This is a genomic window from Coleofasciculus sp. E2-BRE-01 (genome assembly GCF_040221695.1).
Taxonomy (GTDB): domain Bacteria; phylum Cyanobacteriota; class Cyanobacteriia; order Cyanobacteriales; family Coleofasciculaceae; genus Coleofasciculus.
In genome coordinates this window covers 18,794-42,661 of the sequence record NZ_JAVKEA010000005.1, presented here as the reverse complement: position 1 = coordinate 42,661, position 23,868 = coordinate 18,794, and the positions used below count along the sequence as shown (strand labels likewise).

The following is a 23,868-nucleotide window of genomic DNA, read 5'->3' as shown; positions in this document are numbered from 1 at the left end:
GCGGGAGTTCTTTGAGCCAACCTCTGGCTCTTGAAGTCCGGTTTAGTATCCGTAGTTGGCTATCTAGACGGATTACTGATAATCGTTGCATAGAAAATAATCTAGTCCTTTTTAAAGGTAGTCGCTCCCGTCCTTTTTTAGGATAGGAATTCCTCTAAGTCCTTGATGAACCTACCGATGCACCTGCCATAGCAGAAGATAGAAGGTTCCAGGGCAGAAGCCAAAAGGTTTCTTACTGGTACGTAATCGTTTCAGCCATTTAATCTGTCCTAACCTTTATGGCGACAGCTATATATAAAACTAATACAATTCCCCCATAGCCGGACATTGAAGTTTACTTACAGCTTCGACTAGGGCTGTTGGTAGCCTCCCAATACTGCTCGCATAAGCTCTAATTTAATTTTTTCTGCCAGACGTTCCACCGGAACGCCTCTACATGCACCCCTGCTCCCCTATCCCTTGCAGTATTGTCTCAATTCCTTGTTGGTTCATGCATTCGTAGGTAGGAACTTTAACACTTGCTCTAAACGTAGACCTCATGAGTCTTAGGCTGGTCATGTAGGCTTGCAAAGAATATTCGAGCGTGGCAAGAATAAAGTCTTACAAGCCCCCGCATTTATGCGTGGGGTTCATGACCAACTCCGTTGCTGAAAATTAGGTCGCACTTTTACTCGGATGAGTATCGCTGTGATGTTGTCGTGACCATTCTGCTCATTGGCTAGGTCAACTAACTGTAGGATACCCTGCTCAAGGTTAGCGCGAGAACTGAGCAAAGGAGCCAGGTGGGTCTGCCAGTTATTCTCGATAAGTTCATTATCGGACAACCCATCGGAACACAGAACGAATAAGGTATCCTCATTCAGTTCCAAAAAATTGATGTCAGGAGTAACAAACTGGTCGCTGCGTGGTCCTAAAGCTTGAGTAAGTTGATAAGCATCCGGGCGAGAATAGGCGATCGCTTCTTCTACGCCGCGTTTCATTTCCCGTTGACCGACTTCATGGTCTACGGTGAGTTGCTCTAAACCACCTTTGCGGGTTAACCGATAGAGACGGCTATCGCCAACATGGGCGATCGCGACGTTGGTATTCTGAATCAACATCATTGCCAAGGTTGTCCCCATGCGACCACTGCCTGATCGGGCATTTTGTTGGTTGACATCATAAATGTCCTGGTTAGTTAGGCGCACCGCTTCGCGAATTGTCTCTTCGGTCGGTAACTCATCCTGCCAATGGTCTTGAAAATACGCCTCCAGCTTCTCCACCGCCATAGAACTCGCCACTTCTCCGGCAGCATGTCCACCCATTCCATCACAGAGAATATAAAGACCGCGAGCGTCTAAGGTTCGACCTATGGGGGTTTCGTGCTTTTTCACCTGCGCCTGAATACCAAAGCAGTCTTCATTGTGATCCCGTTGACGACCAATATCTGTGCAGCCAACATCGTCAAGGCTGAGTAATTGCATGGGTAGAACAACCGTAGGACCACCATCGTCGTAGCTACCCACGTCTGCTGTGGGCATTTCCAGAAAACTCATCGCTTCTTCAGACAAGGGTTCAGCCATATCTAAGGTAACTGCCGTTGCCTGTTCTTCTTGTGCTTCTTCTTCCGCGTGAGCGATCGCTTCTAATTCGGATCGCAATTGGTCAATCGTGGTAATTTCCTGGGTACACATCTGCCGAAATACTGTCCCCAATGAGGTCAGTTGAGTCCGTTGTGACTGGTTAAATAACAGCCGCCACATTTGCCCTAAATCCTCTAACAGAGGTGGTTCATCTTCAGGATCAGGATAGAGGCGCTCTAGCCCCAACACCTGGTCTTCATCGACTCGTAAATTGGTAATTTCTAATAGACTTTGGCAACAATTCCAAGGTTCAAGTGCCTGCCAAAGTCTTGCCATTTCATCGAGCCAATACAATAGCTCTAAGGTCGATAACGCTTCACTTCCCCACAAGTCACTGAGAAGCTGCCAGCTTGAGCGATCTTCGAGCAACATCACTGATTGATTATCCTGCTGCCATGCATCATGAACCTCTGGCACAGTCGGATAATGGTTTTGTTTCAACGCTAAATAGGGTTGTGCGATCGCGGGAATTCCCAGGATTGGTGAAGATTGGGACGGGGATTGCTCTGATTGTTGTTCCAGTAGGGCTTCCAGAAGGGATTTCTGAAAGGGCTGGCAGTCCAACACTTTGACAAACGTTTCCGATCCGGCGGGGGCATCCGCTAAGGTGTCGGGATTTAGGGGTTCGATGAGTCGGTAACGTTGTTGAGCATCCAGATAGGCGATCGAGTGAACATTGTAAGCAGAACTTGCCTCAGACGTCGCTGTCGATGAGGCTTGAGTCTCTGGATCGGGTTCAACCGTTGATTGTGCCATCAATGTCTGACTCTTTGGCGTTTCGGGTTGATCCGTTTCCTGAGAAAAAGCCTCAGAATCGGTTTTGGCATCATCGGGAATTTCGGCAGAGGTTACTTCACTTTCCTTCGTTTGTGTCCCCTGGGCTGATGACTCTAGATCCGCTGGGCTAGCGATTGACTCAGAATTAGTTGAGGAACCTTCTGGATCAGGGGTTGAGGTTACGCCATACTCTGGCTCTTTGGCAATCATTGCCCACCAAACTGTTCCCGTAAACGCACCGCAATTATGACAGGTTTCAGCATTAACGGGAACTTGGGTATCGCATTCAGGACACACCTTATGGATCAAGGAAGTTCCACATCGCTGACAAAATTTGTGAGTATTCGGGTTTTCAAAATGACACTGGGGACAAATTAACATAACGGAACTTCCTCAATTCCTATCGGGTTTCTAAGGCTGGGATTATAAGCTAGCTGCCATCTAGTTTGCCACGCCAGAATCAAAGGTTGCAGCTTTTAAGGGAGTTGTGATCGAGTGCAAAGGCGCAGGAGAGCCGTATTGGCAAGGGAGTTACCTTAAAGTGGGTTTAGTGTAGAGACGCGCCATGGCGCGTCTGTATAAGGGATGTCTCCCAAACGTTATCGGTAAAACCCGCTCCTCCTTCTGGCATCATGTCTGGAACACTCAAAACTTCACCAGTTTCTGGAGACAGACAAGTTCCGGGGGCGTTAGATCACGCCACTGACCCGGTTGTAAGCCATCCAGACGCAGATGAGCGATCGCGACCCGGATTAATCGTAAGGTGGGAAATCCCACGGCTGCTGTCATGCGCCGTACTTGACGGTTACGCCCTTCGGTCAAGGTGATTTCTAACCAGCAAGTCGGTACACTCTTGCGAAAGCGAATTGGGGGATCGCGGGGGGGTAGATCGGGTTCTTGGGGTAATCGCTGCACTTGAGCTTTTCTGGTCTGATAATCTTTAATCACTACACCCTGGCGCAATTGATTCAAGGCAGCTTCATCGGGGATACGTTCCACTTGCACCCAATAGGTACGGGGATGTCTAAAGCGCGGATTAGAGAGACGGTGCTGCAAGCGTCCATGATTGGTCAACAAGAGCAATCCCTCGCTGTCTCGGTCAAGGCGTCCGACGGGGTAAACCTCCGACACCGGAATATAGTCTTTGAGCGTTCGACGGGGACTGTCCTCCCTATCCGTAAACTGACTTAAGACATCGTAGGGTTTGTAGAACAAAAGGTATCGATACACATTTTCAATCTTAACCGTTGTCAGTTAGAACCTTCATCTGGGGACGGGGGTAAATAATCATTGAACCGTTGTTGGTCATAGAAGTAAAGCGTGCGAATAGGATAGGGAATATTAATGTCGGCGTGATCAAAGGCTTTTTTAATCGCCATAATTGATCGAGTTTGCACCTGACGGACTCGTTGCTGCTGGGGTAAAGTCCAATAGCGGACAACGAAATCAATGGAACTGTCGCCAAAGCTGACTAAATCGATTTCTGGTGAGGGCTGGGACAAGACACCTTCCACCTGAGTAATGGTTTGCTCGAGCAGTTCAGCCGCTTCAGACAAGGGGGTATTATAGTCAACTCCAACACCTAAATCCGTTCGCCGTCGTCCGTAGGCGGTTCTGACTTGCACCGCACTGGTAAATACCGTTGCATTCGGCATGAGAATGCGTTCGCCTTGATAGGTACGAATTTGGGTGGTACGGATGTCAATTTTCTCCACCGTTCCTTCATAGTCGCCAATAATCACCTGATCATTGAGACGAAACGGTTCTTGTACCAGTAATAGCACTCCAGCTAAGAAGTTTTTGAAGATATCTTGAAAGGCAAAACCAACAGCGACTGAACCCAACCCCAGCGCTGCGATAATGTCACCTAGCCGTAAGCCAGGGAAGGCAATAACACTAGCGGCTAAAATGCCAAGAACCCACGTTGTCACATAACTTACTTTCGCCAGCAGCAGTTGCAGCGATGAGTTGCGGATTGTACGCTCTCCTATTTTAGCGGTGACTTGCTGGGCACCTTCGGCGGCGTAGCGAGTCAACAGGAGAATGATCACTCCGCCGATAAGCCCGGGCAAAACCTCAATAGTAGAGCCAAGGAGATTGAGCAAGCTGGATTGGATTTGTTGAATAAGACGGTTCACAGGTCGATCATAGACATATTTCTCTTGTTAACCTAGCAGCTATAGGGCATCGGGTTTATGCCAATGGCAAAATTTTGCTAAAATTCCGCTAAAATGCTGAGATAATCAGGTTAAATCTAGCGTCTCATTCTGGCATGAGCCAAGGAGGTTTCACTGGTAGTGGGTATTGTCTCTCTTTATCTGGTGTCTTGCCTGAGAGTAAATAGTAGGTAACACTTGCTGCCAGACAAAGCGGCTGGAGGAAAACCTGGGTTGGTCAAGACTAGGCATTCCTAATCCGCGCCTTATCCTTATTAATTAATGAGAGTCTAAAAACATGGGATCTCTTCTTTCATATTTTTTCGCACTGTTTTTAATCGGCGGCGGCTACTATCTCGGTTCAATCAAAGTCATCAATCAGGGCAATCAGGCGATCGTTGAACGATTCGGGAAATATAAGAAAACCCTACAACCCGGTCTCCGGCAGGTTTGGCTGGTGACTGAGCGCATTGCTGTAGAGGAAACGACCCGTGAACAAGTCTTAGATACTGAACCTAAACAGGCAATCACGAAAGACAATATTTCTGTGGAAGTCGATGCGGTGGTGTTCTGGAGAATCAACAACCTCTATAAAGCCTACTACGATGTTGAAGATGTCAAAGAGGCAATTACAAATTTAGTGCTCACGACGTTACGGTCGGAGATTGGCAGAATGGATTTAGATGAAACCTATTCATCCCGTTCTGAGATCAATGAGAATTTGTCTGTTTACATCAAGGAAGCTGCCGATAGCTGGGGGGTAGAGGTTATCCGTGTGGAAGTCCAAGGAATTAAACCCCCTCGGACTGTGTTAGAGTCCTTGGAACAGGAGCGAGCCGCAGAAAGTAAGAAAAAAGCGGCGATTTATGAGGCAGAGGGGGAAAGAGAATCCGCGATCGCTCAGGCGGAGGGGACAGTAAAATCCCTAGAGATGATCTCAAAAGCGCTGCTCGAAAAGCCGAACAGTCAAGATGTACTCAAGTATTTGATTGCCACTCGTTATGTAGAAGCAAACGAGAAATTGGGAGAAAGTAGCAACTCCAAAATCGTATTCATGGACCCCAAAGCCTTGACTGAAGCGATGACTGATTTAATGGAGACTCCAGAATTACCGATCAAGAGAGATGGCGGAAATGGCTCGAATTAAGTCTTCGGCTCAATAATTCAACCGAGGCATTTCGTTATCGAACTTGGTAACGAAAGTATCTTTACTTCCCCTGCTTTCCCCAGAAGGGCGGGTTTAGTTAAGTTATCGGTTTGTTGCCATAAGTTATCCGTCAAACCCGCCCCTACACCTCCTACTTTTCACCTTAAGTTGGCACCAATGGCGGCGGGTGCGAACCCCAATTGTAGGGGCGGGTTTAGGAACTACAATCAGCTATCCAGAAATAACTGAACAACAAAACCCGCCCTAGCTCACCCATAAATGAAGCACAAAACCCGCCCTTATTCATACGTCATAAAATGGAGGATGGACAGCTAAACTCTAGTCAGCGTCATCCTCTTCAGATGTTGGAGTATTCATCTCTTCTTTAAAACCTTTAAGCGTTTTTCCTAATGCGCGACCCATATCAGGGATCTTCTTGGGACCGAAAATTACTAGAGCGACAATTCCGATAATCGCTACTTCGGGCCATCCTAAGCCAAACATACTCGTCTACTCCGATCAACTCTGCTTACTTATATTGACATTCTTTCTGACTTCCTGATCTAGCAAAGGATCTGTAGCAAGTCGGGGATATCCATAATCGCTAACGGGATTTCCGGGTTCTTCGAGCCACCTTACACCAGCTAAGTCTTCGCTCTCCACCATCACACCATTCTTCCAGAGTTCATACTCGCTAATATCAATCTCCTCATTCCAGACAATTCCATATCCCTCTCGCTCAACCTTAAAATTCTTAAACAAAGCGGGTTGCCGGAGTGGAGAAAACATGGGGATATCTAAAAGATGACGAATATCGTATTTTTTAATCTCTTGATTGGTAAATTCAACAATTAAAGTAGTATCATTAGCGGCTTTAGCTTTGTGAATTCGGGGATATTTCATAGTATTACAAACCCTAAACTTACTTCATTACTTCACTTCAAAGGAGGTAGCTTACGGAATTCCTGGGTGTTCCACATTTGTAACAAATCTTGCTGATACAAATTTGCCCACTCTAACACTAGCTTTTGCGCCCGATTGGGTAGATCTCCTTCAATGATCTCAAGCGACTCAATACCGACTAAAGCGTTATATTCGCCATAAATTGCATGAAAATGGGGTGGAGGGTGATCACCAAAGAACACCTTGATAACAATTCCGTAGAACCGTGCAACTTCTGGCATAACCACATCTAGCAAGTAGCTGACCACTTCATTGTATCAAAGCCCTACCCTTACGATATCTACGCTGTGCGATCGCGGTTGACAAATGCTACAACCTATGAGTATACAGAGACAGGGATTAAGCTAAGACGCGCCATGTTCGGTAACGATAAAAAGCAGACAGATTAAGATTGTGACGATCTCAACGGAATCAGAAGCTGATATCCTATATCTACCACCCGATCCTGCCTGGTTTAGCGTTAATTGTTTAGGTTCAAGGAATGTCAGTAACCACCAAGCCTTCCCTGCGAGAGCAACAACACCCCCTCATCCACCAATTAGCCGACTGTATTGAAGCTAACTGGCGGCGTTACCTGGATTTGTCGCCCTATCAGCTACCCGCTGAGTTGGGTTATGTAGAGGGGCGTCTAGAGGGTGAGAAACTCACGATTGAAAACCGTTGTTATCAGACGCCACAGTTTCGCAAACTGCACTTGGAACTGGCAAAAGTGGGAACAATGCTCGATATCCTCCACTGTGTCATGTTTCCCCGTCCAGAGTATAATCTACCCATGTTTGGCTGTGATTTAGTCGGCGGACGCGGGAAAATCAGTGCCGCGATCGCAGACCTTTCTCCAGTGAATGCTCAGCGTATCTTACCTGACATTTACCGCCAACCATTACAAGCCTTACCAACTCCTCATTTCCAAGACGTCCGGGAGTTACCAGAGTGGGGCGATATTTTCTCTGAATTTTGCATTTTTATTCGACCCAACACCCCGGAAGAGGAACACCAATTTTTATCGCGAGTAGAGAATTTTCTCCAAATTCATTGTACTCAGGCGGTTAATGCGACACCTGTTTCGGCTGAAGACCAAGCAGAAGTTTTAGCGGGTCAGCATTATTATTGCACCAAACAGCAGAAAAATGATAAAACCCGTCGTGTGTTAGAAAAAGCCTTTGGTACGGATTGGGCAGAGTATTATATGACAACGGTATTGTTTGACTTGCCATCGGTGTAATTCGTCATTTGTCATTTGTCATTTGTCATTCGTCATTCGTCATTTGTCATTCGTCATTTGTCATTCGTCATTTGTCATTTGCGATAATTGAACGGTTAGGTTGGGGCGGGTTTTGTTACATCAGGGTGAAAACGAAATGTTAGTAGTAAAACCCGCCCCTACAAAAGATGTTTCATCGGAACGCCTATTCTCCCCCTGCTCCCCCTGCTTCCCCTGCTCCCCCAGCTCCCTCTGCTCCCTCTGCTCCCCCATCCTATTAGACGTGTCTTACTCCTAGCGTCTATAACTGAAGGAGGGGCGCGAATTCTAGAGATTAATCCTATTTATCTTAGGACGATATGGGGTATAAACCAGGGATGGACGAAGGACTACTTTCAAAACCAATAACTCGTTGGGCGATCGCGCTGGCTGTGGGTGGAACTCTGGCGACTGGAATTGCTGCCGTTTACAGCCTAAATCGGACTCAACTGCGTCCAACTCAATCACATTCACAGCCGACGGCGACACCTGCAATCGAAGCTGTAACTGCCTTAGGACGCTTGGAACCCGTTGGCGAAGTGATCACAATATCCGCTCCCACATCACTGGAGGGCGCTAGTGTAGTGAAATCATTACTGGTTTCGGAAGGCGATCGCGTGCGGGAAAATCAAGTGATTGCGATTATGGATAACCGCGATCGCTTGCAAGCGGCTGTCGATCTGGCTAAAAAACAAGTTGAAATTGCTCAAGCGAATCTAGAACGAGTGAAAGCAGGTGCTAAAGCGGGTGCAATTCAAGCCCAACAGGAAACCATTAATCGCCTGGATAAAGAATTAGAGGGAGAAACAAAAGCCCAACAGAGCAAAATTAATCGCTTAGAAACTGAACTGAGAGAAACCACCAAAGCTCAAGAAGCCACGATTCAAGCCCAACAAGCCACCGTTAAAGGTCAAGAAGCTACGATTAGACGACTCGAGGCAGAAAAACGTAACGCTGATAACGACTTTGCTCGCTATCAGCAGTTAGCCGAAGATGGAGCCATTTCTACCTCAGAATTAGAAAGCCGCCGTTTGAGGGTGGAAACAGCCCTAGAACGCCTGAGTGAGGCACAAGAAAACCTCAGTCAACAGCAGGCGAATCTAATTCAAGCCGAAGCAAACAAAGCTCAAACCATCGCTAATCTTAACGAACAGCTTGAAGAAGCCCGAGTCAACCGCAATAAAACAATCGCCATTCTAGAAGCTCGGATTAAAGAAGAAGAAGCCCGCCTAGAAGAGATTAAAGAAATTCGTCCGGTTGATATTAAACAAGCCGAAGCTGAAGTGGAAAGTACATTAGCTGCCGTTGAACAAGCCCAAGCTGATTTAGACTCATTAGCTTACGTGCGGGCTTCAGAAGATGGTCGAATTTTAGATATTAATACTTGGGCTGGGGAAACCATTAAAGAAGGGGAAGGAATTGTCGAACTGGGAAAAACAGACGAGATGGTAGTGGTTGCCGAAGTCTACGAAAGCGATATTAGCCAAGTCCGTCTCGGACAACGTGTTGCCATTCGTAGTGAAGGCAAAGCATTTGAGGAAAAACTGCAAGGGAATGTCAGCCAAATTGGACTACAAATTGGCAAAAAAGATATTCTGGATACCGATCCGGCTGCTGATGTTGATGCCAGAGTCGTGGAAGTGAATATTCGTCTCCGTCCAGAAGATAACCAAAAAGTTGCTGGCTTAACTAATTCAAAAGTTATCGTAGAAATATTCCTTGAATCAGAGTCGAATTAGTTTACAACTTAGTCAGGGTGGGTTTATTTGCATTTGGGTTATGTCAGAAAAGATAGTAGTAAAACCTGCCCCTACACAAAATTGAAAACTTAAAGCTTAAATGAAAATTCCTCTTGCTTGGTTACAACTAAGCCGCGAAAAAATCAGATTATTGGTCGCGATCGCGGGAATTGGCTTTGCTGATATTTTAATGTTTATGCAGCTTGGTTTCCGCGATGCCTTGTTTGAAAGTAATGTAACCCTACATAACAAGTTGAAAGGTGACATTTTTTTGATTAGCCCTCAATCCACTGCAACTATCGCCATGAAAAGTTTTCCCCAGCGGCGATTATATCAAGCTTTGGGTTTTGAGGGCGTTCAGTCTATTAGTCCACTCTATATGGATTTTGGCTTATGGAAAAATCCGCAAACTCGAGCAACTCGCGCCATTATGGTTTTGGGATTTAATCCAGCTAATCCAGTCTTAGAACTACCTGATGTTAACCAAAATTTGAATAAGATAAAAATAGAAAATGGGGTTTTATTCGATGATACTTCTCGACCCGAATATGGTTCAATTGCTCAACTATTTCGTCAAAACGAAGAGGTAACGACAGAAGTAGAAGAACGTCGTATCCGGGTGGTAGGATTATTTAGTCTAGGGGCTTCATTTGCGGCTGACGGGAATATTGTCACCAGTGATCTTAATTTTTTGCGGATTTTTCCACGACGAGATAAGGGACTGATTGATATTGGTATAGTTCAATTACAACCTGGAGCAAATCTCAAAAATGTTTTAACTGACATGAGACAGGAATTTCCTGATGATGTCACAATTTTGTCCAAGCAAGAATTTATCGATTTTGAAAAAAATTACTGGCAAACCAGTACCGCGATCGGTTTTGTCTTCACTTTGGGGACAGTAATGGGGTTTGTTGTTGGTACGGTGATTGTTTATCAAATTCTTTATACCGATGTTTCCGATCATTTACCCGAATATGCCACACTCAAAGCGATGGGCTATACCCATCGTTATTTATTGATGGTGGTTTTTCAAGAAGCGCTTATTCTGGCAATTTTAGGATATATTCCGGGAATGGTGATTGCGTCTGGATTGTATGGTTTAACAAAAGCCGCAACTCGTTTACCAATGACAATCACCTTGACTAAAACGATAACGATTCTAATTTTGACAATTATTATGTGTTGTGTATCGGGGGCGATTGCTGTGCGAAAACTGAAAGCAGCTGATCCGGCTGATATTTTTTAGAGGGTGAATAAGGGAAAAGTTGGTCAGTTATTGGTGGAGAAGGGCGGGTTTTGTTTTTCCGTTATTGGTGGATAGCTAAATTTAGTCCCTAAACCCGCCCCTACAATTGTCCCTAAACCCGCCCCTACAATTGTCCCTAAACCCGCCCCTACAATTGTCCCTAAACCCGCCCCTATAATTGTCCCTAAACCCGCCCCTACAATTGTCCCTAAACCCACCCCTACAATTGTCCCTGAACCCGCCTTTAAACCCTTGCTGTTCCCTGTTCCCTGTGACACACCGAGCGAAGCGTTCGACTGAGCGCTCACGCCGAAGTCCGAGGTGTTCCCTAATCTCAACCGTTAACTTTAATTATGTCCACCATTTATGACTTATCACGTATTACGTAAATCTCCTGTTGTCTCGATTAAAAATCTCAACCATTACTTTGGTAAAGGTTCTCTACGTAAACAAATTCTCTTTGATATTAACCTAGAACTATTATCTGGAGAAATTGTCTTAGTTACGGGTCCTTCGGGTTCAGGGAAGACAACCTTATTAACCCTAATTGGCGGCTTACGTTCACCCCAATCGGGTCAAGTTCAGGTTTTAGGACAGGAACTTGTCGGTGCGACAGAAGCAAAACTGGTACAAGTGCGCCGTCATATTGGTTATATCTTTCAATCTCATAACTTGCTCAAGAGTCTTACGGCGTGCCAAAACGTGCAAATGTCAGTGGAACTTCACCCGGATATTTCTCCCGTCGAGGCGGTAGCGAAATCAACAGCACTATTAACCACAGTCGGTTTAGCCAATCATCTTAATCACTACCCCGATAACCTTTCTGGCGGACAAAAACAGCGAGTTGCGATCGCGCGGGCGTTAGTGAGTCGTCCTCAGTTAGTTCTAGCCGACGAACCCACAGCAGCTTTGGATAGTCAATCTGGACGGAATGTAGTGGAATTAATGCAACAGTTAGCCAAAGAACAAGGATGCACCATTCTACTTGTCACCCACGATAATCGGATTTTAGATATTGCGGATCGGATTATTCATATCGAAGATGGACATATTCACCGAAGTAATCAGCATGTTCTTGAGCGAAGCGAAGGGTCATAAATAATACATATAAAATTGAAAAAAATGTGGCATCAGTTATTTGAGTTAAGAACAACGTTGAAGTTTGAGCAAGTTTATCTCATGATTGAGAGCCAGGAAATGAGTTCAGTGCATCCGCGCCCGATTTGTTCTTAAGGTCACATTAACCCCCTCACTGGATTGCTGAAGCACCAGTAAAGGAGTCGGTTTAGCTTTTTGATCCCAGTGAATTGAAACAATTCGTCCTTGAATCGTGGGTTGCCAGCTTTCATCCTCTGGACTGAGAAAAGTTTCGATACAATCAATAATCTGGCTAATCGTGGCTGAGGTGGCTTGAGTGGGTAATTTAGTCAACTTGATTTGAATCCGGAACAGCACTCGCATGGTACGTTTACCGCTGCTTTCCGTCTCGTACTTGACATCAAACAGTTCATCAACTTGCCTCCCCGTGGTACTAGCAATCCCGACCGCGCCTTGAGTCGCCTGATTCGGTCGTAGCGCCACACTGATGATTTGTTTAACCTTGATTTTGATTTGATTCACAATGGCAAAATGGAACACCTCTTCTTCCATCCGCAATCGCAGATAGTCTAAATTGAACTCGCGAGAGTGAACCAAATCCGGATTCGTTTCCATTTTACGGATCGTGTTGAGCGCCAACTTTAACTTTTTCTGGAGATCTTTGGTTTTAAACTGCTCAAATTTCAGCTTTTTCGTCGCGGCATTCAATTGCATTTTGCCATAGACCAGTAAGCCGATCATGAGTAAGAACAGTCCCATGGAGACAAACATCCAGGGTGATCCGAAAGACTGATTGTTTGGGGGTGAAGGAGAGACAGCCGTGGGTGACGGCTGAGAAACTTGAGCTAATGTAGATTCTCTAGGGATAATCGAACTGGACATAATGCCTGCTGGAGAAAACGTAAGAGTTATTTCTAGAATGCCTTCCAGGGAGTGCATCGGGTGCAATCTCGCCCTTGCTAAATCTGCTGGGGTATACCGACAGCCATTTTTTGTCGGTGGGGAAAACACTGTACCGAGTCGTAAACTCTTGCGAAAGTCCCCTAGGACTCCGCCATGAATGTTAGATTGTTCTGGATTTGTGTGGTTGATTGATTTGTTGCTTCAATTACAGATGCACCCATGCAGATTTTGAATTACAGTCCTGGAAAAAGGTAGCAGCAAACAGAGGTGTTCGTGCTGAATGTTACCCTTAGTGGCGCCAGCGTGCCCGGTAGCTGCGAGCATCAATGTGGCACAAATTAGGAAATCGAATATAGCGACCTAAACCACCGGGCCACCACGGTTCCAGAGACCAATAAATCTGATTACCACTTAACCCTTCACACACAAAATCCATGGCATCTCCCACCAGATGCCGACTATACTTGGCACCCCCAACTGCTCGATTAATGTGAGGGGGGCGATACCAACTGGTGACGATAAAAGGTCGCCCAATGCGATCGCGTGCCCGTTGTGCCAGTTTCGCAATGCGAATCATAGCATCCACTGTAGCTTGGTTCGGGGGCATACGTGTACCTCCATGGGTGGCTTCTGCCCAGGTAAAGTTACCATCGGGAATAATTGGTGCTAATAGCTGAATATTGTAGGGTGTCCACCGTTCAGGACGTTTGGGAATGACTACAGGTGTGGGCTTGGGCGGTGCTTCTTGGGCTTGGCGGCGGGCTTCATTCATCCGTTTTTGGTCGTCCAGGAGAGATTGCACTGCCTGATTTCGGGTGGGCAAATCTCGCCAAAGTTGTACTAGACGGATTAATGCTTCCCGTTGGTTGTCCTCTTCTTTATAGTCTTTGGGTATCTTGCCGACAAAGCTGATCAGTTCTCGATCCAGTTCTGCTGCCAGTTTTTGCATCGCGGTGGGATCAGTGGTACTCGCTTGGAGGATGTCTGGATTAATGCCCAGATGACTTAATACCGTGGCGCGGGAGTCGAATTGATTCCAGAGTCGAAAACCTTCGGTGAGGGCATTGCGTTGGCTACCTTGTCCCTGGTAGAACTTCGGTATACGCTCGACAAAGGCAATTAGCGCCGGATCAATAATATCGAGATCTTCTTCGGGGGAGGCACTTTTTTCCAAAGACGCGATCGCTTCTTCTCGGGTTCGCAGTTGACGCCATAGTTGACTTAGGCGCAGCAATGCCTCCCGTTGATGGGGATAACCGCTATAGTTGGCAGACACCCGTCCCATAAATTGCTTGAGGGGAATATCCAATAGGGATTCATCCTCACGCGCTGATTCTACCTGATCCGTTGGCACTAACGAAACAATAGCAGCATCCCGTGTATCCAGTTCCCGCCACACTCGCACCCCTTCGACCAACGCATCCCGTTGATGAGCTAATCCCCTATAATACTCTGGCAGTCGATCCACAAGTGTCAGTAAGGCTTTATCCAGATAGGCAAGGTTTTGGGGCAGGTTTTCACTGCTAAAGTCGGCGGCTAAATCAGCTAGATAGGCTTGTTTGAGGGACTCAAAGTTACTCGGTTCTAAACGTGCCATATACGGTTGACTGGCTGGCGGTACATATCCTCTAGCCACGTTTTGCAGGAACTTGTCACTATAGCGTCCCTGTTCGGACAGCCATAAATCATTTCCCCGTTGTCTCTGAGCAATTAAACTATCAGTTAGCGATCGGATAGCATTAGCAGCATATTGTACTTGTTCGGGGAATGTATCCACCTGATCGGGTGATACCCGATTGGCAGGCGAGATGCCTAATCCCGTTTCTCCATCAGCAAACGTCGGAGACGAATGAACCTGATAAAGAGCCGCCAAAATTGGCTTGTGAATTCCCGCTCGTTCGGCGGCTAGAAGGTAATAATAATTCCGTTGGTCTGGTGAGAGTATTGCCATGACGAATTTTGATAATCCAAGATATAGCACCCATTACACAATAATCTATGGCTTTTTCATCGATGAACTCCGCAATAGCCGCCCATTGCTGGAAAACGCTACGTCTGATTGCCACGGATATGGATGGTACGCTAACACGACAGGGTAAATTTAGTGCCGATTTGCTGCAAGCGTTGGAACATTTAAGTGCAGCGAATATCCCGGTACTGATTGTTACAGGGCGTTCCGCAGGTTGGGTCAGTGGTTTGGTCAATTATTTACCCGTACAGGGCGCGATCGCGGAAAATGGCGGATTATATTATCCAGCCGATAAAGAGCAACCTGTCTTTTTATCCACAATTGCTGATATGACCACCCATCGCCAACAATTAGCGGATACCTATCAATGCCTCAAATCCGAATTTTCCCAGATTCACGAATCGGCTGACAATTGCTTTCGTCTCACCGATTGGACGTTTGATAATCGCGATCTCACCATCCATCAGCTAGAACGCCTTAACGCCCTATGTACGTCAATGGATTGGGGTTTTACCTACAGTTCGGTACAGTGTCACATTAAACCCAGATCTCAGGATAAAGCCACTGGATTAATCCAAGTGTTACACGACTACTTTCCCCAGTATCAACCGGAACAAGTGCTGACAGTCGGTGATAGTCCTAACGATGCTAGTTTATACAATCCTCTCTATCTGTCAAACCCAAAAATTGAACTGATCCCGGCATCGGCGGGTGGGCTACGCTGAGATTCGGATAGCCTATTAGCCGCCCTACTACATTTTGTCAACCCTATCAACGTTAAATCAACGTTAAATCAATGACTAACCTACGATACAAAGTTAAACTAAAAGAATTGCTTAAAGAAACTAAAACGTCTCAAAGAGAGTTAGCAAGGAAATTAGATACAGATGTCATGGTTATCAATCGAGCTTGTCGTGAAATTCAACCTTCTATAACTGAAACGCATCTTAAGATTGCTGATTATTTTGGAGAAGACATTAAGGACTGGTTTGACGTTATCATAGATTGACACCAACACTCTTTTTTATCTTAGCAGGGGGTTTGGGGGAGTTGTAAGACCCACGCTGTAATTTTAATTCAGCGTTGGGATACACAACTCCCCAAGTGAATTTTAGGGATTCAATATCCCTAAAATTAACATTTAATAGTACGCCACTAACTAATAAATGTTATATAATAGAGGTATGCTGACATTTAACTATTGTTACCGAATCTATCCAGATACCTCTCAAGAACAACAGTTGATTGAGTGGATGGAAACTTGCCGCAGTGCCTATAACTATGCATTGAGGGAAATAAAGGATTGGTGCAATAGTCGCAAATGTTTGATTGATAGATGTTCCCTGGTGCATGAGTATATCATCCCAGCAGATACCCCATTTCCCGGTGAACTACGGCAGCTTAATAATTTACCTAAAGCTAAGAAGGAATTTCCTAAGTTAAAGGATGTTCCTTCTCAAGTTCTCCAACAGGCAATAAAGCAACTGCATAAAGCTTGGGATTACTTTAAATCTCGCGGGTTTGGCTTTCCTAGGTTTAAGAAGGTTGGGCAGTTTAAGTCGTTGCTGTTTCCTCAATTTAAGGAAAACCCAGTAACGAACCTTCATATCAAACTACCAAAGCTAGGGACAATCCCAATCAACCTACATCGCCCTATTCCATCTGGGTTTACAGTAAAACAGGTGCGAATTACAAGGAAAGCCGATAAATGGTATGCGTCAATCAACATTCAATGTAATGTCAGTGTCCCTGACCCTAATCCTCACGGACACCCAATCGGGGTAGACGTAGGGTTAGAGAAGTTTTTAGCAACCAGCGACGGCGTTGTTGTCAAACCACCTAAGTTTTTTAAGACACTACAAAGCAAGCTTAGATTGCTGCAACGTAGACTGTCTAGGAAACAAAAGCGGTCTAAAAATTACGAGAAACAACGGCTCAAGGTTGCTCGACTTCACCACTATATTGGTAACATCAGGAAAGACTTTCATTTCAAACAAGCTCACGCCCTTTGTGATGCTGGGGATATGGTTTTCATGGAAGATTTAGACTATAGAGTTAGCGCCAAAGGGATGTTAGGTAAGCAGATGCTTGATGCGGGGTTTGGTCAATTCCGTACCATTACCCAATATGTGTGTTGGAAGCGTGGAAAGTTTTTTGCTGTTGTTGATGCCAGAGGCACTTCTCAGGAGTGTCCTGAATGTAAAGGTGAAGTCAAAAAAGACCTGAGTGTTCGGGTACATGATTGCCCTCACTGCGGTTACAAAACCGATAGGGATGTTGCCAGTGGTCAGGTAATCAGAAACCGAGGAATAGAGCAAATTAGTACCGCTGGGCTAGCGGGAAAGGAAACTGCCTGTGCAGTCGATCTACCGGGGGTTGAGGCAACTCAATCTAGGCAAGTGGCGAAATCCCAAAAGGGAGTAACCAGGAAATCTTCAAAGTGATTTGAGGAAGCCTACACCATAATCTTTGATTTGGTGTAGGAGGATGTCACTTAACCCACAGCTATTTCCCCTATCAGTAGGCGTTGCTAATGTTCTGGATTATACGGATGAGCTGGATTATAAACCCGCTTATGTAACCGTCGCTACAGAAGGCGAGGGATTTTGTGAGTTAGTAGAGTACCTGCATCAGGTAGGAGGCTAATTGCTGCCTGACTCTTGACAAATGACAAATGACAAATGACAAGGTGTAGGAGTAACATTTATGGTGCTGGTTGTCCAAAAATACGGTGGAACCTCGGTGGGGTCAGTTGAGCGGATTCAAACCGTTGCCCAACGCCTATTAAAAACAGTTCAAGCCGGTAACTCATTAGTCGTCGTCGTGTCAGCCATGGGTAAAACGACGGATGGGTTGGTCAAACTGGCGCACGAAATCTCCGCCAATCCCAGCCGTCGGGAAATGGATATGTTACTCTCCACTGGAGAACAAGTTTCCATCGCGCTGCTAGCAATGGCGTTGCAGGAATTAGGACAACCCGCAATTTCCCTGACTGGCGCACAGGTGGGTATTGTCACGGAAGCCCAATATAGCCGCGCCCGAATTTTTAGTATCCACACCGAACGGATTTCTCGGCATATCAACGAGGGTAAAGTGGCTGTGGTAGCGGGGTTTCAAGGGATCAGTAGTCTGACTGACTTAGAGATTACCACTTTGGGACGCGGCGGATCAGATACCTCAGCCGTGGCGTTAGCAGCATCATTAGGGGCAGATCGGTGTGAGATTTACACGGATGTCCCGGGTATTTTAACCGCCGATCCGCGCTTAGTCTCCGATGCTCAACTCATGGACGAGATTACCTGCGATGAAATGCTGGAATTAGCAAGCTTAGGGGCGAAGGTACTGCATCCGCGTGCGGTGGAAATTGCTCGAAATTACGGGATGCCTTTGGTTGTATTATCCAGTTGGACGGATGATCCGGGGACAAAGGTGATTTCTCCTACGCCACAACCCCGTTCGTTAGATGATTTAGAAATTGCTCGATCGGTGGATGCGGTAGAATTTGATACCGATCAGGCAAAAGTGGCAATGCTGCGGGTTCCCGATCATCCGGGTGTCGCCGCCCAATTATTTGGCGAAATTGCGGGTCAAGATTTGGATGTGGATTTAATTATCCAGTCGATTCATGAAGGGAATACGAATGATATTGCCTTTAGTGTAAGTAAGGGTATTCTCAAACGGGCTGAAGCCGTCGCCGAAGCGATCGCACCTGCGTTTCGTAGCCCGACTAATCCCAGTGATGATGAGGCGGAAGTCTTAGTGGAATCGAATATCGCCAAAATCGCGATCGCGGGGGCGGGGATGATTGGACATCCCGGTATTGCGGCGCAAATGTTCACCACATTGGCAAATGCGGGGATCAATATTCAGATGATTTCCACCTCTGAGGTAAAAGTAAGCTGTGTGATTGATGCGGCTGATTGTAATCGTGCGATCGCGGTTTTGTGTGACCAGTTTAATATTAAGAGTTCCCCCGCCCGTTTACCAACAGAGTTAACCGATAATTCCCTTGCAGCCAGCGGTGTAGAGACGTTGCATGCAACGTCTCTACATTCAAACCCCGTTCGAGGGGTTGCCCTTGACCAGAATCAAGCCCGTTTAGCTATTCGCTATGTTCCTGATCGTCCGGGTATGGCAGCTCGCATATTTAGTATCTTAGCCGAGCAAACTATTAGCGTGGATATGATTATTCAATCTCAGCGCTGTCGCGTGATTGATGGAATTCCCACACGCGATATTGCCTTCACTGTCGCCCAAGCTGAGGCGGAAACTGCCCAGACAATTCTCCAGGAGGCTGCATCTATTTTAGGGTACGGCGAGGTTCTCCTTGATGCTGATATTGCTAAAGTTAGTATTGTTGGTGCAGGAATGATTGGACAACCCGGTGTAGCGGCGCGGATGTTTGCCGCTCTTTCTCAACACCAAATCAATATTCAAATGATCACTACGTCAGAAATCAAGATTAGTTGTGTGGTGAATAAAGAGCAGGGGGTGACAGCATTACAAGCCATTCACCAGGCATTTGGTTTAGCCGGAAATCAGCAAGTTGAAGTTCCAGCATAGGAGGTATCCTACAGCTTCTTGTTTCCACTTCAGGTTACTATCCTTGCCTCTGAATTCACTCGGACGCAACCTGGCTTAAGTTGACTCCCATGACATCGATGCTACTCGAAAATAATAACCCATAAAATTAGGGGTGTCGTTTGGGAATATCCGTTATTGTGATAGTCTATAAGTCTGAGGATCAAATAATACTTCTGTACTGAGTGTCCATTTTATGTTGTCTGCCTTATCTCTTTTCTCAGGTGCAGGTGGGATGGATATCGGTGTCCGTCAAGCTGGCTTTGAAATACTAGCTGACATCGAAATTGACCCATACTGCTGCCAAACCCTCCGCAGCGTAATGGACAGAGATAATCTGAGAACTTTGCTTCTTGAGAAAGATATCAAGCAAGTTGATCCCTGTCATTTAATGAGAGATTTAAATATACAACCTGGTGATTTAGATCTACTCTTTGGTGGTAGTCCTTGTCAAAGTTTTTCTCAAGCTGGCAAACGTGGTTCCTTAGATGATGAGAGAGGTTTACTTTTGTTTGAGTTTGTTAGATTTGCTAAATATTTTCAGCCCAAAGTTATTGCGATTGAACAAGTAAAAGGTATATTGAAGGCTCCAGGTAAGTCGGGAAAAAATGGTGGTGCTTTTCAAAGTCTGAAAGATCAACTTGAGGAATTAGGATATTGTTTCAGACAGCAAATCCTTAATTCAGCAGACTATGGAGTCGCTCAAGTTAGAGAAAGGGTATTTATAGTGGCGACAAAAGCTAAGCATAATTTTAGCTTTCCCTTACAAACTCATAGTAAGTTTGATTCTCAATTATCATTATTTCCGCTTAATCACTACGTTACAGTTGGGCAAGCTCTAAAGGGATTAGATAGTCCTTCAAATGACAAGGGAAATCTACCTAAAAATAGCCATATCGATATTACCCCAGCAGGCGATAGAAGACGTATTCAGGGAGTGTCAGAAGGCTCTTTTTTGGCGGGGGAACTTCATCTACCCGCAAGTCAAAGAGGTAAATTGACGAAAAAAGATACAACTAAGTTTCGTAGACTTTCATTTTCTGAACCGTCACTGACTCTACGGTGTGGAGAAATTTTTTTCCATCCTGTTGAAGATAGATATCTAACTCCACGCGAATATATGCGTATTCATGGATACCCTGATACTTATCTTCTGAAAGGTCCTGTTCGAGGTCGTTCAGGTAGAGTCAGATACTTAGATCAGCATCGTCAGGTTGCTAATTCTGTTCCGCCGCCTGTTGCTTATGCTATTGCCAAAGAAATCGATAAATTCCTTGCCTCAATGCAGAAAACTGACAAATATTTTTAGCAAGAGCTGATCCGTTTATAAACACTAATTATCACCAGACTATATCTTCGCTTATGCCTACCATATTTGAGCTATTCGGCTTCCCTGTCAATGACCGTAGTCAAGATGTAGAGATGATACGAAAGTCTCGTCAGTGTCCATTTATGGGCGCAACTTGTGACGGAGGTGGAAATCGCTATCAAACCAAAATTAAGCTCACATCCCAAGAACCTTTAACTCAGTACTTTAATCGTGATGTTACTGAGGTTATACCTGGTGTATGTTCGATTCAAGCAGGCGAAGATATTTGGGTTGTTTGCCCACGTCGTCTGTTTGCAGCAAAATTCGATGGACAAGGTATACCTCCTGCTAATCATTCGATACATCCGCACGAACTTAACTTACTAATTCAGTCGGGCTTACTTACAGACATTAATATTGGTACTTGGGCAGAAGTATCCTTTAAGCATAGAGTAGCAGATGCTGAAATCAACTATCATTTTGACTATGTTATAGCCCCGTTAATTCTAACGTCTCTGAGACAGTTACTAAAGAGTAGTGATTTTTTAGAATCAACACCAGAAGATTTAAGGGAACTTGTGAAATTAGCGAAGAAGAGTGGCTATTTTCAGGATGAAAGGCAACATCTAGCCGATATGTCGATTAATTTACCTGATCTATCAAACTTCTTCATTCTGGAAGTCATGACTGCCAGTACAAGTGGTTCTAGAACTGAAAATTCTACAGATATGCGAAGTGCATTTCGCAATTCCTTGATTAAGTCTGAACATACTAGCCCAGGCATTAATAAGCGCCAAGTTTGGGGACGCATGGTGACGCAATTATTCGCGAAAACAGCATTAGCTAATAAATGGAATGGAAAAACAATTTGGATTCTTCAAGATACGTTGCTTAAAAACATTGAACTTACTACACGTTTAAGAACCGTTGATATACAAAATAATCCACGACGCAATATTAGTTTGGCAATAATGGATTATTCAGCTAGCGTGGATAATACAAAAGAGATGTCGTTTAAATATACTCTTGATGGAGATGCTGGAATAGACTTTGACGGTAGTAATAGTTTTACCGATATTCTACTGCCTAAAATAGTGCCTCCAAAAGTTGAACTACTTAAGGCGATCGTTAGACGTAAATTGGATGCAATTTTCAGGCTTTGAACTGACTTTTTTCAGGACAAAGCAACGTAATATTTACCTACTGAAATAAGCCAGAAATAACTGAGCAAATCACATCTCCCGCCGCTTCAGCGTGTCTACGAATCTGCTCAAGTATTTCCGCCGCGCTGCACTAGCCGATAATTCTTACCAATGATTCTCTTAGTACATCGATATCAAAGGAAATGGAACTAGGATAACATCTCCAAAATTATAGCTGGTCATATTCAGCATCATCTGGATTATCCCAGACCTTGGCAAATGTCTTTTCCGAAAGTGTAACGGATTCTCGAACCATCGTCTGATGCTGTTCGCTGCGTCTTAGTAAAAAATCGACAAAATCGGCGACTTCTTCAACTTTACCAGGAGGTAAGTCGCGGATTTTTTCAATTAGCTTCTGTTCAAAATAATTGAGGATAACTGTATTATTCATATTTTAATATCGGGTAAGTAGTCGGACAAAAGAAAACGTTACTGTATCAATTTTTGCAAATTTCTCTCAAACCTTACTGTTCCCTGTTCCCTGTTCCCTGTTCCCTGTTGCCTATCCTCACCACAATACTTATTCAGCAACCCCTACTCAAGGTTTTTGATCTAAACGAATCGCCCGTTCCAACGCTGTTTTTTCCCTTGCTCGGCGAACATAAGGTTCTAATTGTTTTACATCTAAACCGCTTAAAATACTTAAATCCTCCACATTCATCCCTCGCATTAACAGTTCCACGCACCAGGTCTGTCGCGCTTGCTCAATTGAGGGAGATGGCGTTTCCAACTCAGCGGTAAAGTTACGCCATGCAGCTCTTAATTCTGGCACAGACATCCGTTCTAAAGCTTCATTAACAAACAGGGGTGAGCGATCATCTTTACGACTTTTGAGCCATTGGTTTAAGGGATTGCGGGTGTAAGAACCATAGCGCTTGCCCATAATCCACTGATTGACAGGGACTTGGCGCACGTTACCGTGAGTCACTTTTAATAAGTGTCTATGGGCGTCACTAATTTGGTGCGATCGCTCTAAGGCAATAATTTCTTCTATCCGCAACCCCGCACCAAAGAGAATATAGGCGAGAGCATAATCCCGTAAGCCGCTTTTTTTGGCTTGTTGCAAAATCGCATGAACTAAGGATGCAGGTAAATCGGCTACTGTCTCAGAGGAAATCACCTGAGAAGGCGCATTCAGTGAAGAATCGGGGATAGGCTGGCTCACTATCTCCCCTGTATCGCCGCTTCCTAGCTCTTCCTCCGCCTCTTCCCGTCTCTGTGCCTCTTTCCGTCTCTGTAGCTCTCCGTCTGCAAAAGCTCCGTGTAAGATGAGTTCGATCAAACTTTGCAAAAACTCCTCCTGATTCTGCCAAAGCCTGTGGAACTCGCTGGTTAGTTCAATCACCAAATACCCAAATAACATCCCATTAACCAAACTGGCTAATTTTTCCGCTGATAAACGTAAATGTAAGCGATCGCGTTGAATCACGGTGGTAAGATAATCAGCAAAGTCCAGGTTGGCTTGAGTCACACCTTCTCCTAACGCCTGACGATGCTCAACCGTATATTTTCCTGACTCCCCAACCACAGAGCGCAGTAACTCGGGCATTTGCGTGAGAACCTGAAGGCGATCGCGTCCATAGTTAATTAGCGCCTGCTCAAACGTCGTTGTCTGATCGACTTGCGCTCTGAGTGATTCACCCAGACGGGTAAACACCCCAGAGTCTTCGATCACCGCTAAGAGTAATCCTTGTTTGTTACCAAAGTGACGGAACAGTGTGACTTCATTAACCTGGGCTAATTCCGCAATCTGACGTGTGGTCGTCTCGGTAACCCCCTGAACGGTAAACAACTCAAGCGCTGCTTGAATCAAACGCGCTCGTGTTGTAGAACTGGTACGAGACATAGTTTAGTAATGTAAGTAACACTTGCATTTTGATGGATAAATCGTTAAGCTGATGGTAGAAGTGTAA

22 protein-coding genes and 1 pseudogene are annotated in these 23,868 nt (G+C 45.2%); 12 read left to right on the top strand and 11 right to left on the bottom strand.

The window, feature by feature from the left end; all coding sequences use genetic code 11:
• Nucleotides 1-629: 629 nt before the first annotated feature.
• From RIG66_RS00775 to RIG66_RS00765, 3 genes are all read right to left on the bottom strand, one after another.
• The gene (locus RIG66_RS00775; protein WP_446374277.1) at nucleotides 630-2,780 is read right to left on the bottom strand and encodes a serine/threonine phosphatase; all 2,151 of its coding nucleotides are present in this window, start codon (nucleotides 2,778-2,780) and stop codon (nucleotides 630-632) included.
• Between the two features lie 264 nt (nucleotides 2,781-3,044).
• Nucleotides 3,045-3,614: a pseudouridine synthase gene (locus tag RIG66_RS00770; RefSeq protein WP_446374275.1), complete on the bottom strand. Its 570-nt coding sequence runs from the start codon at nucleotides 3,612-3,614 to the stop codon at nucleotides 3,045-3,047.
• 35 nt (nucleotides 3,615-3,649) lie between these two features.
• Nucleotides 3,650-4,537: a mechanosensitive ion channel family protein gene (locus tag RIG66_RS00765; RefSeq protein ID WP_446374273.1), complete on the bottom strand. Its 888-nt coding sequence runs from the start codon at nucleotides 4,535-4,537 to the stop codon at nucleotides 3,650-3,652.
• A gap of 316 nt (nucleotides 4,538-4,853) precedes the next feature.
• Here RIG66_RS00765 and RIG66_RS00760 point away from each other — a divergent pair, with 316 nt between their 5' ends.
• Nucleotides 4,854-5,702, top strand: coding sequence for an SPFH domain-containing protein (locus tag RIG66_RS00760; RefSeq protein WP_446374271.1), 849 nt, complete (start codon nucleotides 4,854-4,856; stop codon nucleotides 5,700-5,702).
• A 339-nt stretch (nucleotides 5,703-6,041) separates the two neighbouring features.
• Here RIG66_RS00760 and tatA read toward each other — a convergent pair whose 3' ends face one another.
• Genes tatA through RIG66_RS00745 form a run of 3 tightly spaced genes read right to left on the bottom strand, consistent with a single transcriptional unit; the run spans nucleotide 6,042 to nucleotide 6,886 of the window.
• The gene (tatA, locus tag RIG66_RS00755) at nucleotides 6,042-6,206 is read right to left on the bottom strand and encodes a twin-arginine translocase TatA/TatE family subunit (protein WP_006100800.1); all 165 of its coding nucleotides are present in this window, start codon (nucleotides 6,204-6,206) and stop codon (nucleotides 6,042-6,044) included.
• Between the two features lie 15 nt (nucleotides 6,207-6,221).
• Complete coding sequence (locus RIG66_RS00750; RefSeq protein ID WP_446374269.1) at nucleotides 6,222-6,605, bottom strand: DUF2442 domain-containing protein; 384 nt, start codon at nucleotides 6,603-6,605, stop codon at nucleotides 6,222-6,224.
• A 32-nt stretch (nucleotides 6,606-6,637) separates the two neighbouring features.
• On the bottom strand, nucleotides 6,638-6,886 hold the full coding sequence (locus tag RIG66_RS00745; protein ID WP_446374332.1) for a DUF4160 domain-containing protein: 249 nt from the start codon (nucleotides 6,884-6,886) through the stop codon (nucleotides 6,638-6,640).
• A gap of 260 nt (nucleotides 6,887-7,146) precedes the next feature.
• Between RIG66_RS00745 and RIG66_RS00740 the strand changes: the two genes are divergently transcribed.
• The 3 genes from RIG66_RS00740 (at nucleotide 7,147) to devC (ending at nucleotide 10,893) form a co-directional block, all read left to right on the top strand.
• Entirely contained in the window at nucleotides 7,147-7,887 is a 741-nt protein-coding gene (locus RIG66_RS00740) for a phycocyanobilin:ferredoxin oxidoreductase (protein ID WP_446374267.1), read from the top strand.
• 338 nt (nucleotides 7,888-8,225) lie between these two features.
• Nucleotides 8,226-9,644 carry an HlyD family efflux transporter periplasmic adaptor subunit gene (locus tag RIG66_RS00735; protein ID WP_446374265.1) on the top strand — a complete coding sequence of 473 codons (1,419 nt, stop codon included), beginning with the start codon at nucleotides 8,226-8,228 and terminating at the stop codon, nucleotides 9,642-9,644.
• A 100-nt stretch (nucleotides 9,645-9,744) separates the two neighbouring features.
• Nucleotides 9,745-10,893 carry an ABC transporter permease DevC gene (gene devC / locus RIG66_RS00730; RefSeq protein ID WP_446374263.1) on the top strand — a complete coding sequence of 383 codons (1,149 nt, stop codon included), beginning with the start codon at nucleotides 9,745-9,747 and terminating at the stop codon, nucleotides 10,891-10,893.
• 23 nt (nucleotides 10,894-10,916) lie between these two features.
• Here devC and RIG66_RS00725 read toward each other — a convergent pair whose 3' ends face one another.
• Nucleotides 10,917-11,171, bottom strand: coding sequence for a hypothetical protein (locus RIG66_RS00725; protein WP_446374261.1), 255 nt, complete (start codon nucleotides 11,169-11,171; stop codon nucleotides 10,917-10,919).
• A gap of 88 nt (nucleotides 11,172-11,259) precedes the next feature.
• On the opposite strand from RIG66_RS00725, the gene RIG66_RS00720 reads away from it, so the two are divergent.
• Nucleotides 11,260-11,991 (top strand): DevA family ABC transporter ATP-binding protein, encoded by a 732-nt coding sequence (locus tag RIG66_RS00720; RefSeq protein WP_446374259.1) that lies wholly within the window; start codon nucleotides 11,260-11,262, stop codon nucleotides 11,989-11,991.
• 105 nt (nucleotides 11,992-12,096) lie between these two features.
• Here the strand turns inward: RIG66_RS00720 and RIG66_RS00715 are convergent, their stop codons facing one another.
• Nucleotides 12,097-12,873, bottom strand: a complete 777-nt coding sequence (locus tag RIG66_RS00715; protein ID WP_446374330.1) for a hypothetical protein — start codon at nucleotides 12,871-12,873, stop codon at nucleotides 12,097-12,099.
• A 310-nt stretch (nucleotides 12,874-13,183) separates the two neighbouring features.
• The gene (locus RIG66_RS00710; RefSeq protein ID WP_446374257.1) at nucleotides 13,184-14,845 is read right to left on the bottom strand and encodes a D-Ala-D-Ala carboxypeptidase family metallohydrolase; all 1,662 of its coding nucleotides are present in this window, start codon (nucleotides 14,843-14,845) and stop codon (nucleotides 13,184-13,186) included.
• A gap of 47 nt (nucleotides 14,846-14,892) precedes the next feature.
• On the opposite strand from RIG66_RS00710, the gene RIG66_RS00705 reads away from it, so the two are divergent.
• The 7 genes and pseudogenes from RIG66_RS00705 (at nucleotide 14,893) to RIG66_RS00675 (ending at nucleotide 21,916) form a co-directional block, all read left to right on the top strand.
• On the top strand, nucleotides 14,893-15,588 hold the full coding sequence (locus tag RIG66_RS00705; protein ID WP_446374255.1) for an HAD family hydrolase: 696 nt from the start codon (nucleotides 14,893-14,895) through the stop codon (nucleotides 15,586-15,588).
• 71 nt (nucleotides 15,589-15,659) lie between these two features.
• Entirely contained in the window at nucleotides 15,660-15,872 is a 213-nt protein-coding gene (locus tag RIG66_RS00700) for a hypothetical protein (protein WP_446374252.1), read from the top strand.
• 175 nt (nucleotides 15,873-16,047) lie between these two features.
• Nucleotides 16,048-17,307 carry an RNA-guided endonuclease InsQ/TnpB family protein gene (locus tag RIG66_RS00695; RefSeq protein WP_446374250.1) on the top strand — a complete coding sequence of 420 codons (1,260 nt, stop codon included), beginning with the start codon at nucleotides 16,048-16,050 and terminating at the stop codon, nucleotides 17,305-17,307.
• Nucleotides 17,308-17,371: 64 nt separating this feature from the next.
• Nucleotides 17,372-17,509 (top strand): annotated as a pseudogene (locus tag RIG66_RS00690) (HAD family hydrolase); the annotation flags it as partial.
• Nucleotides 17,510-17,569: 60 nt separating this feature from the next.
• A complete protein-coding gene (locus RIG66_RS00685) occupies nucleotides 17,570-19,426 on the top strand; it encodes an aspartate kinase (RefSeq protein WP_446374248.1) in 1,857 nt (618 codons plus the stop codon).
• Between the two features lie 214 nt (nucleotides 19,427-19,640).
• Complete coding sequence (locus RIG66_RS00680) at nucleotides 19,641-20,753, top strand: DNA cytosine methyltransferase (RefSeq protein ID WP_446374246.1); 1,113 nt, start codon at nucleotides 19,641-19,643, stop codon at nucleotides 20,751-20,753.
• Between the two features lie 53 nt (nucleotides 20,754-20,806).
• Entirely contained in the window at nucleotides 20,807-21,916 is a 1,110-nt protein-coding gene (locus RIG66_RS00675) for a hypothetical protein (RefSeq protein ID WP_446374244.1), read from the top strand.
• Nucleotides 21,917-22,124: 208 nt separating this feature from the next.
• On the opposite strand, the gene RIG66_RS00670 is transcribed toward RIG66_RS00675, so the two are convergent.
• The gene (locus RIG66_RS00670; protein ID WP_446374242.1) at nucleotides 22,125-22,346 is read right to left on the bottom strand and encodes a DUF2281 domain-containing protein; all 222 of its coding nucleotides are present in this window, start codon (nucleotides 22,344-22,346) and stop codon (nucleotides 22,125-22,127) included.
• Nucleotides 22,347-22,493: 147 nt separating this feature from the next.
• Complete coding sequence (locus RIG66_RS00665; protein ID WP_446374240.1) at nucleotides 22,494-23,801, bottom strand: TetR family transcriptional regulator; 1,308 nt, start codon at nucleotides 23,799-23,801, stop codon at nucleotides 22,494-22,496.
• Nucleotides 23,802-23,868: the final 67 nt, after the last annotated feature.

What these genes read in the sequence shown, in the direction of transcription:
- RIG66_RS00775 (WP_446374277.1), bottom strand. Translation starts at nt 2,780, where the DNA reads ATGTTAATTTGTCCCCAGTGTCATTTTGAAAACCCGAATACTCACAAA.
- RIG66_RS00720 (WP_446374259.1), top strand. Translation starts at nt 11,260, where the DNA reads ATGACTTATCACGTATTACGTAAATCTCCTGTTGTCTCGATTAAAAAT.
- RIG66_RS00735 (WP_446374265.1), top strand. Translation starts at nt 8,226, where the DNA reads ATGGGGTATAAACCAGGGATGGACGAAGGACTACTTTCAAAACCAATA.
- RIG66_RS00750 (WP_446374269.1), bottom strand. Translation starts at nt 6,605, where the DNA reads ATGAAATATCCCCGAATTCACAAAGCTAAAGCCGCTAATGATACTACT.
- tatA (WP_006100800.1), bottom strand. Translation starts at nt 6,206, where the DNA reads ATGTTTGGCTTAGGATGGCCCGAAGTAGCGATTATCGGAATTGTCGCT.
- RIG66_RS00745 (WP_446374332.1), bottom strand. Translation starts at nt 6,886, where the DNA reads ATGCCAGAAGTTGCACGGTTCTACGGAATTGTTATCAAGGTGTTCTTT.
- RIG66_RS00675 (WP_446374244.1), top strand. Translation starts at nt 20,807, where the DNA reads ATGCCTACCATATTTGAGCTATTCGGCTTCCCTGTCAATGACCGTAGT.
- devC (WP_446374263.1), top strand. Translation starts at nt 9,745, where the DNA reads ATGAAAATTCCTCTTGCTTGGTTACAACTAAGCCGCGAAAAAATCAGA.
- RIG66_RS00685 (WP_446374248.1), top strand. Translation starts at nt 17,570, where the DNA reads ATGGTGCTGGTTGTCCAAAAATACGGTGGAACCTCGGTGGGGTCAGTT.
- RIG66_RS00670 (WP_446374242.1), bottom strand. Translation starts at nt 22,346, where the DNA reads ATGAATAATACAGTTATCCTCAATTATTTTGAACAGAAGCTAATTGAA.
- RIG66_RS00740 (WP_446374267.1), top strand. Translation starts at nt 7,147, where the DNA reads ATGTCAGTAACCACCAAGCCTTCCCTGCGAGAGCAACAACACCCCCTC.
- RIG66_RS00705 (WP_446374255.1), top strand. Translation starts at nt 14,893, where the DNA reads ATGGCTTTTTCATCGATGAACTCCGCAATAGCCGCCCATTGCTGGAAA.
- RIG66_RS00700 (WP_446374252.1), top strand. Translation starts at nt 15,660, where the DNA reads ATGACTAACCTACGATACAAAGTTAAACTAAAAGAATTGCTTAAAGAA.
- RIG66_RS00715 (WP_446374330.1), bottom strand. Translation starts at nt 12,873, where the DNA reads ATGTCCAGTTCGATTATCCCTAGAGAATCTACATTAGCTCAAGTTTCT.
- RIG66_RS00680 (WP_446374246.1), top strand. Translation starts at nt 19,641, where the DNA reads ATGTTGTCTGCCTTATCTCTTTTCTCAGGTGCAGGTGGGATGGATATC.
- RIG66_RS00695 (WP_446374250.1), top strand. Translation starts at nt 16,048, where the DNA reads ATGCTGACATTTAACTATTGTTACCGAATCTATCCAGATACCTCTCAA.
- RIG66_RS00710 (WP_446374257.1), bottom strand. Translation starts at nt 14,845, where the DNA reads ATGGCAATACTCTCACCAGACCAACGGAATTATTATTACCTTCTAGCC.
- RIG66_RS00665 (WP_446374240.1), bottom strand. Translation starts at nt 23,801, where the DNA reads ATGTCTCGTACCAGTTCTACAACACGAGCGCGTTTGATTCAAGCAGCG.
- RIG66_RS00760 (WP_446374271.1), top strand. Translation starts at nt 4,854, where the DNA reads ATGGGATCTCTTCTTTCATATTTTTTCGCACTGTTTTTAATCGGCGGC.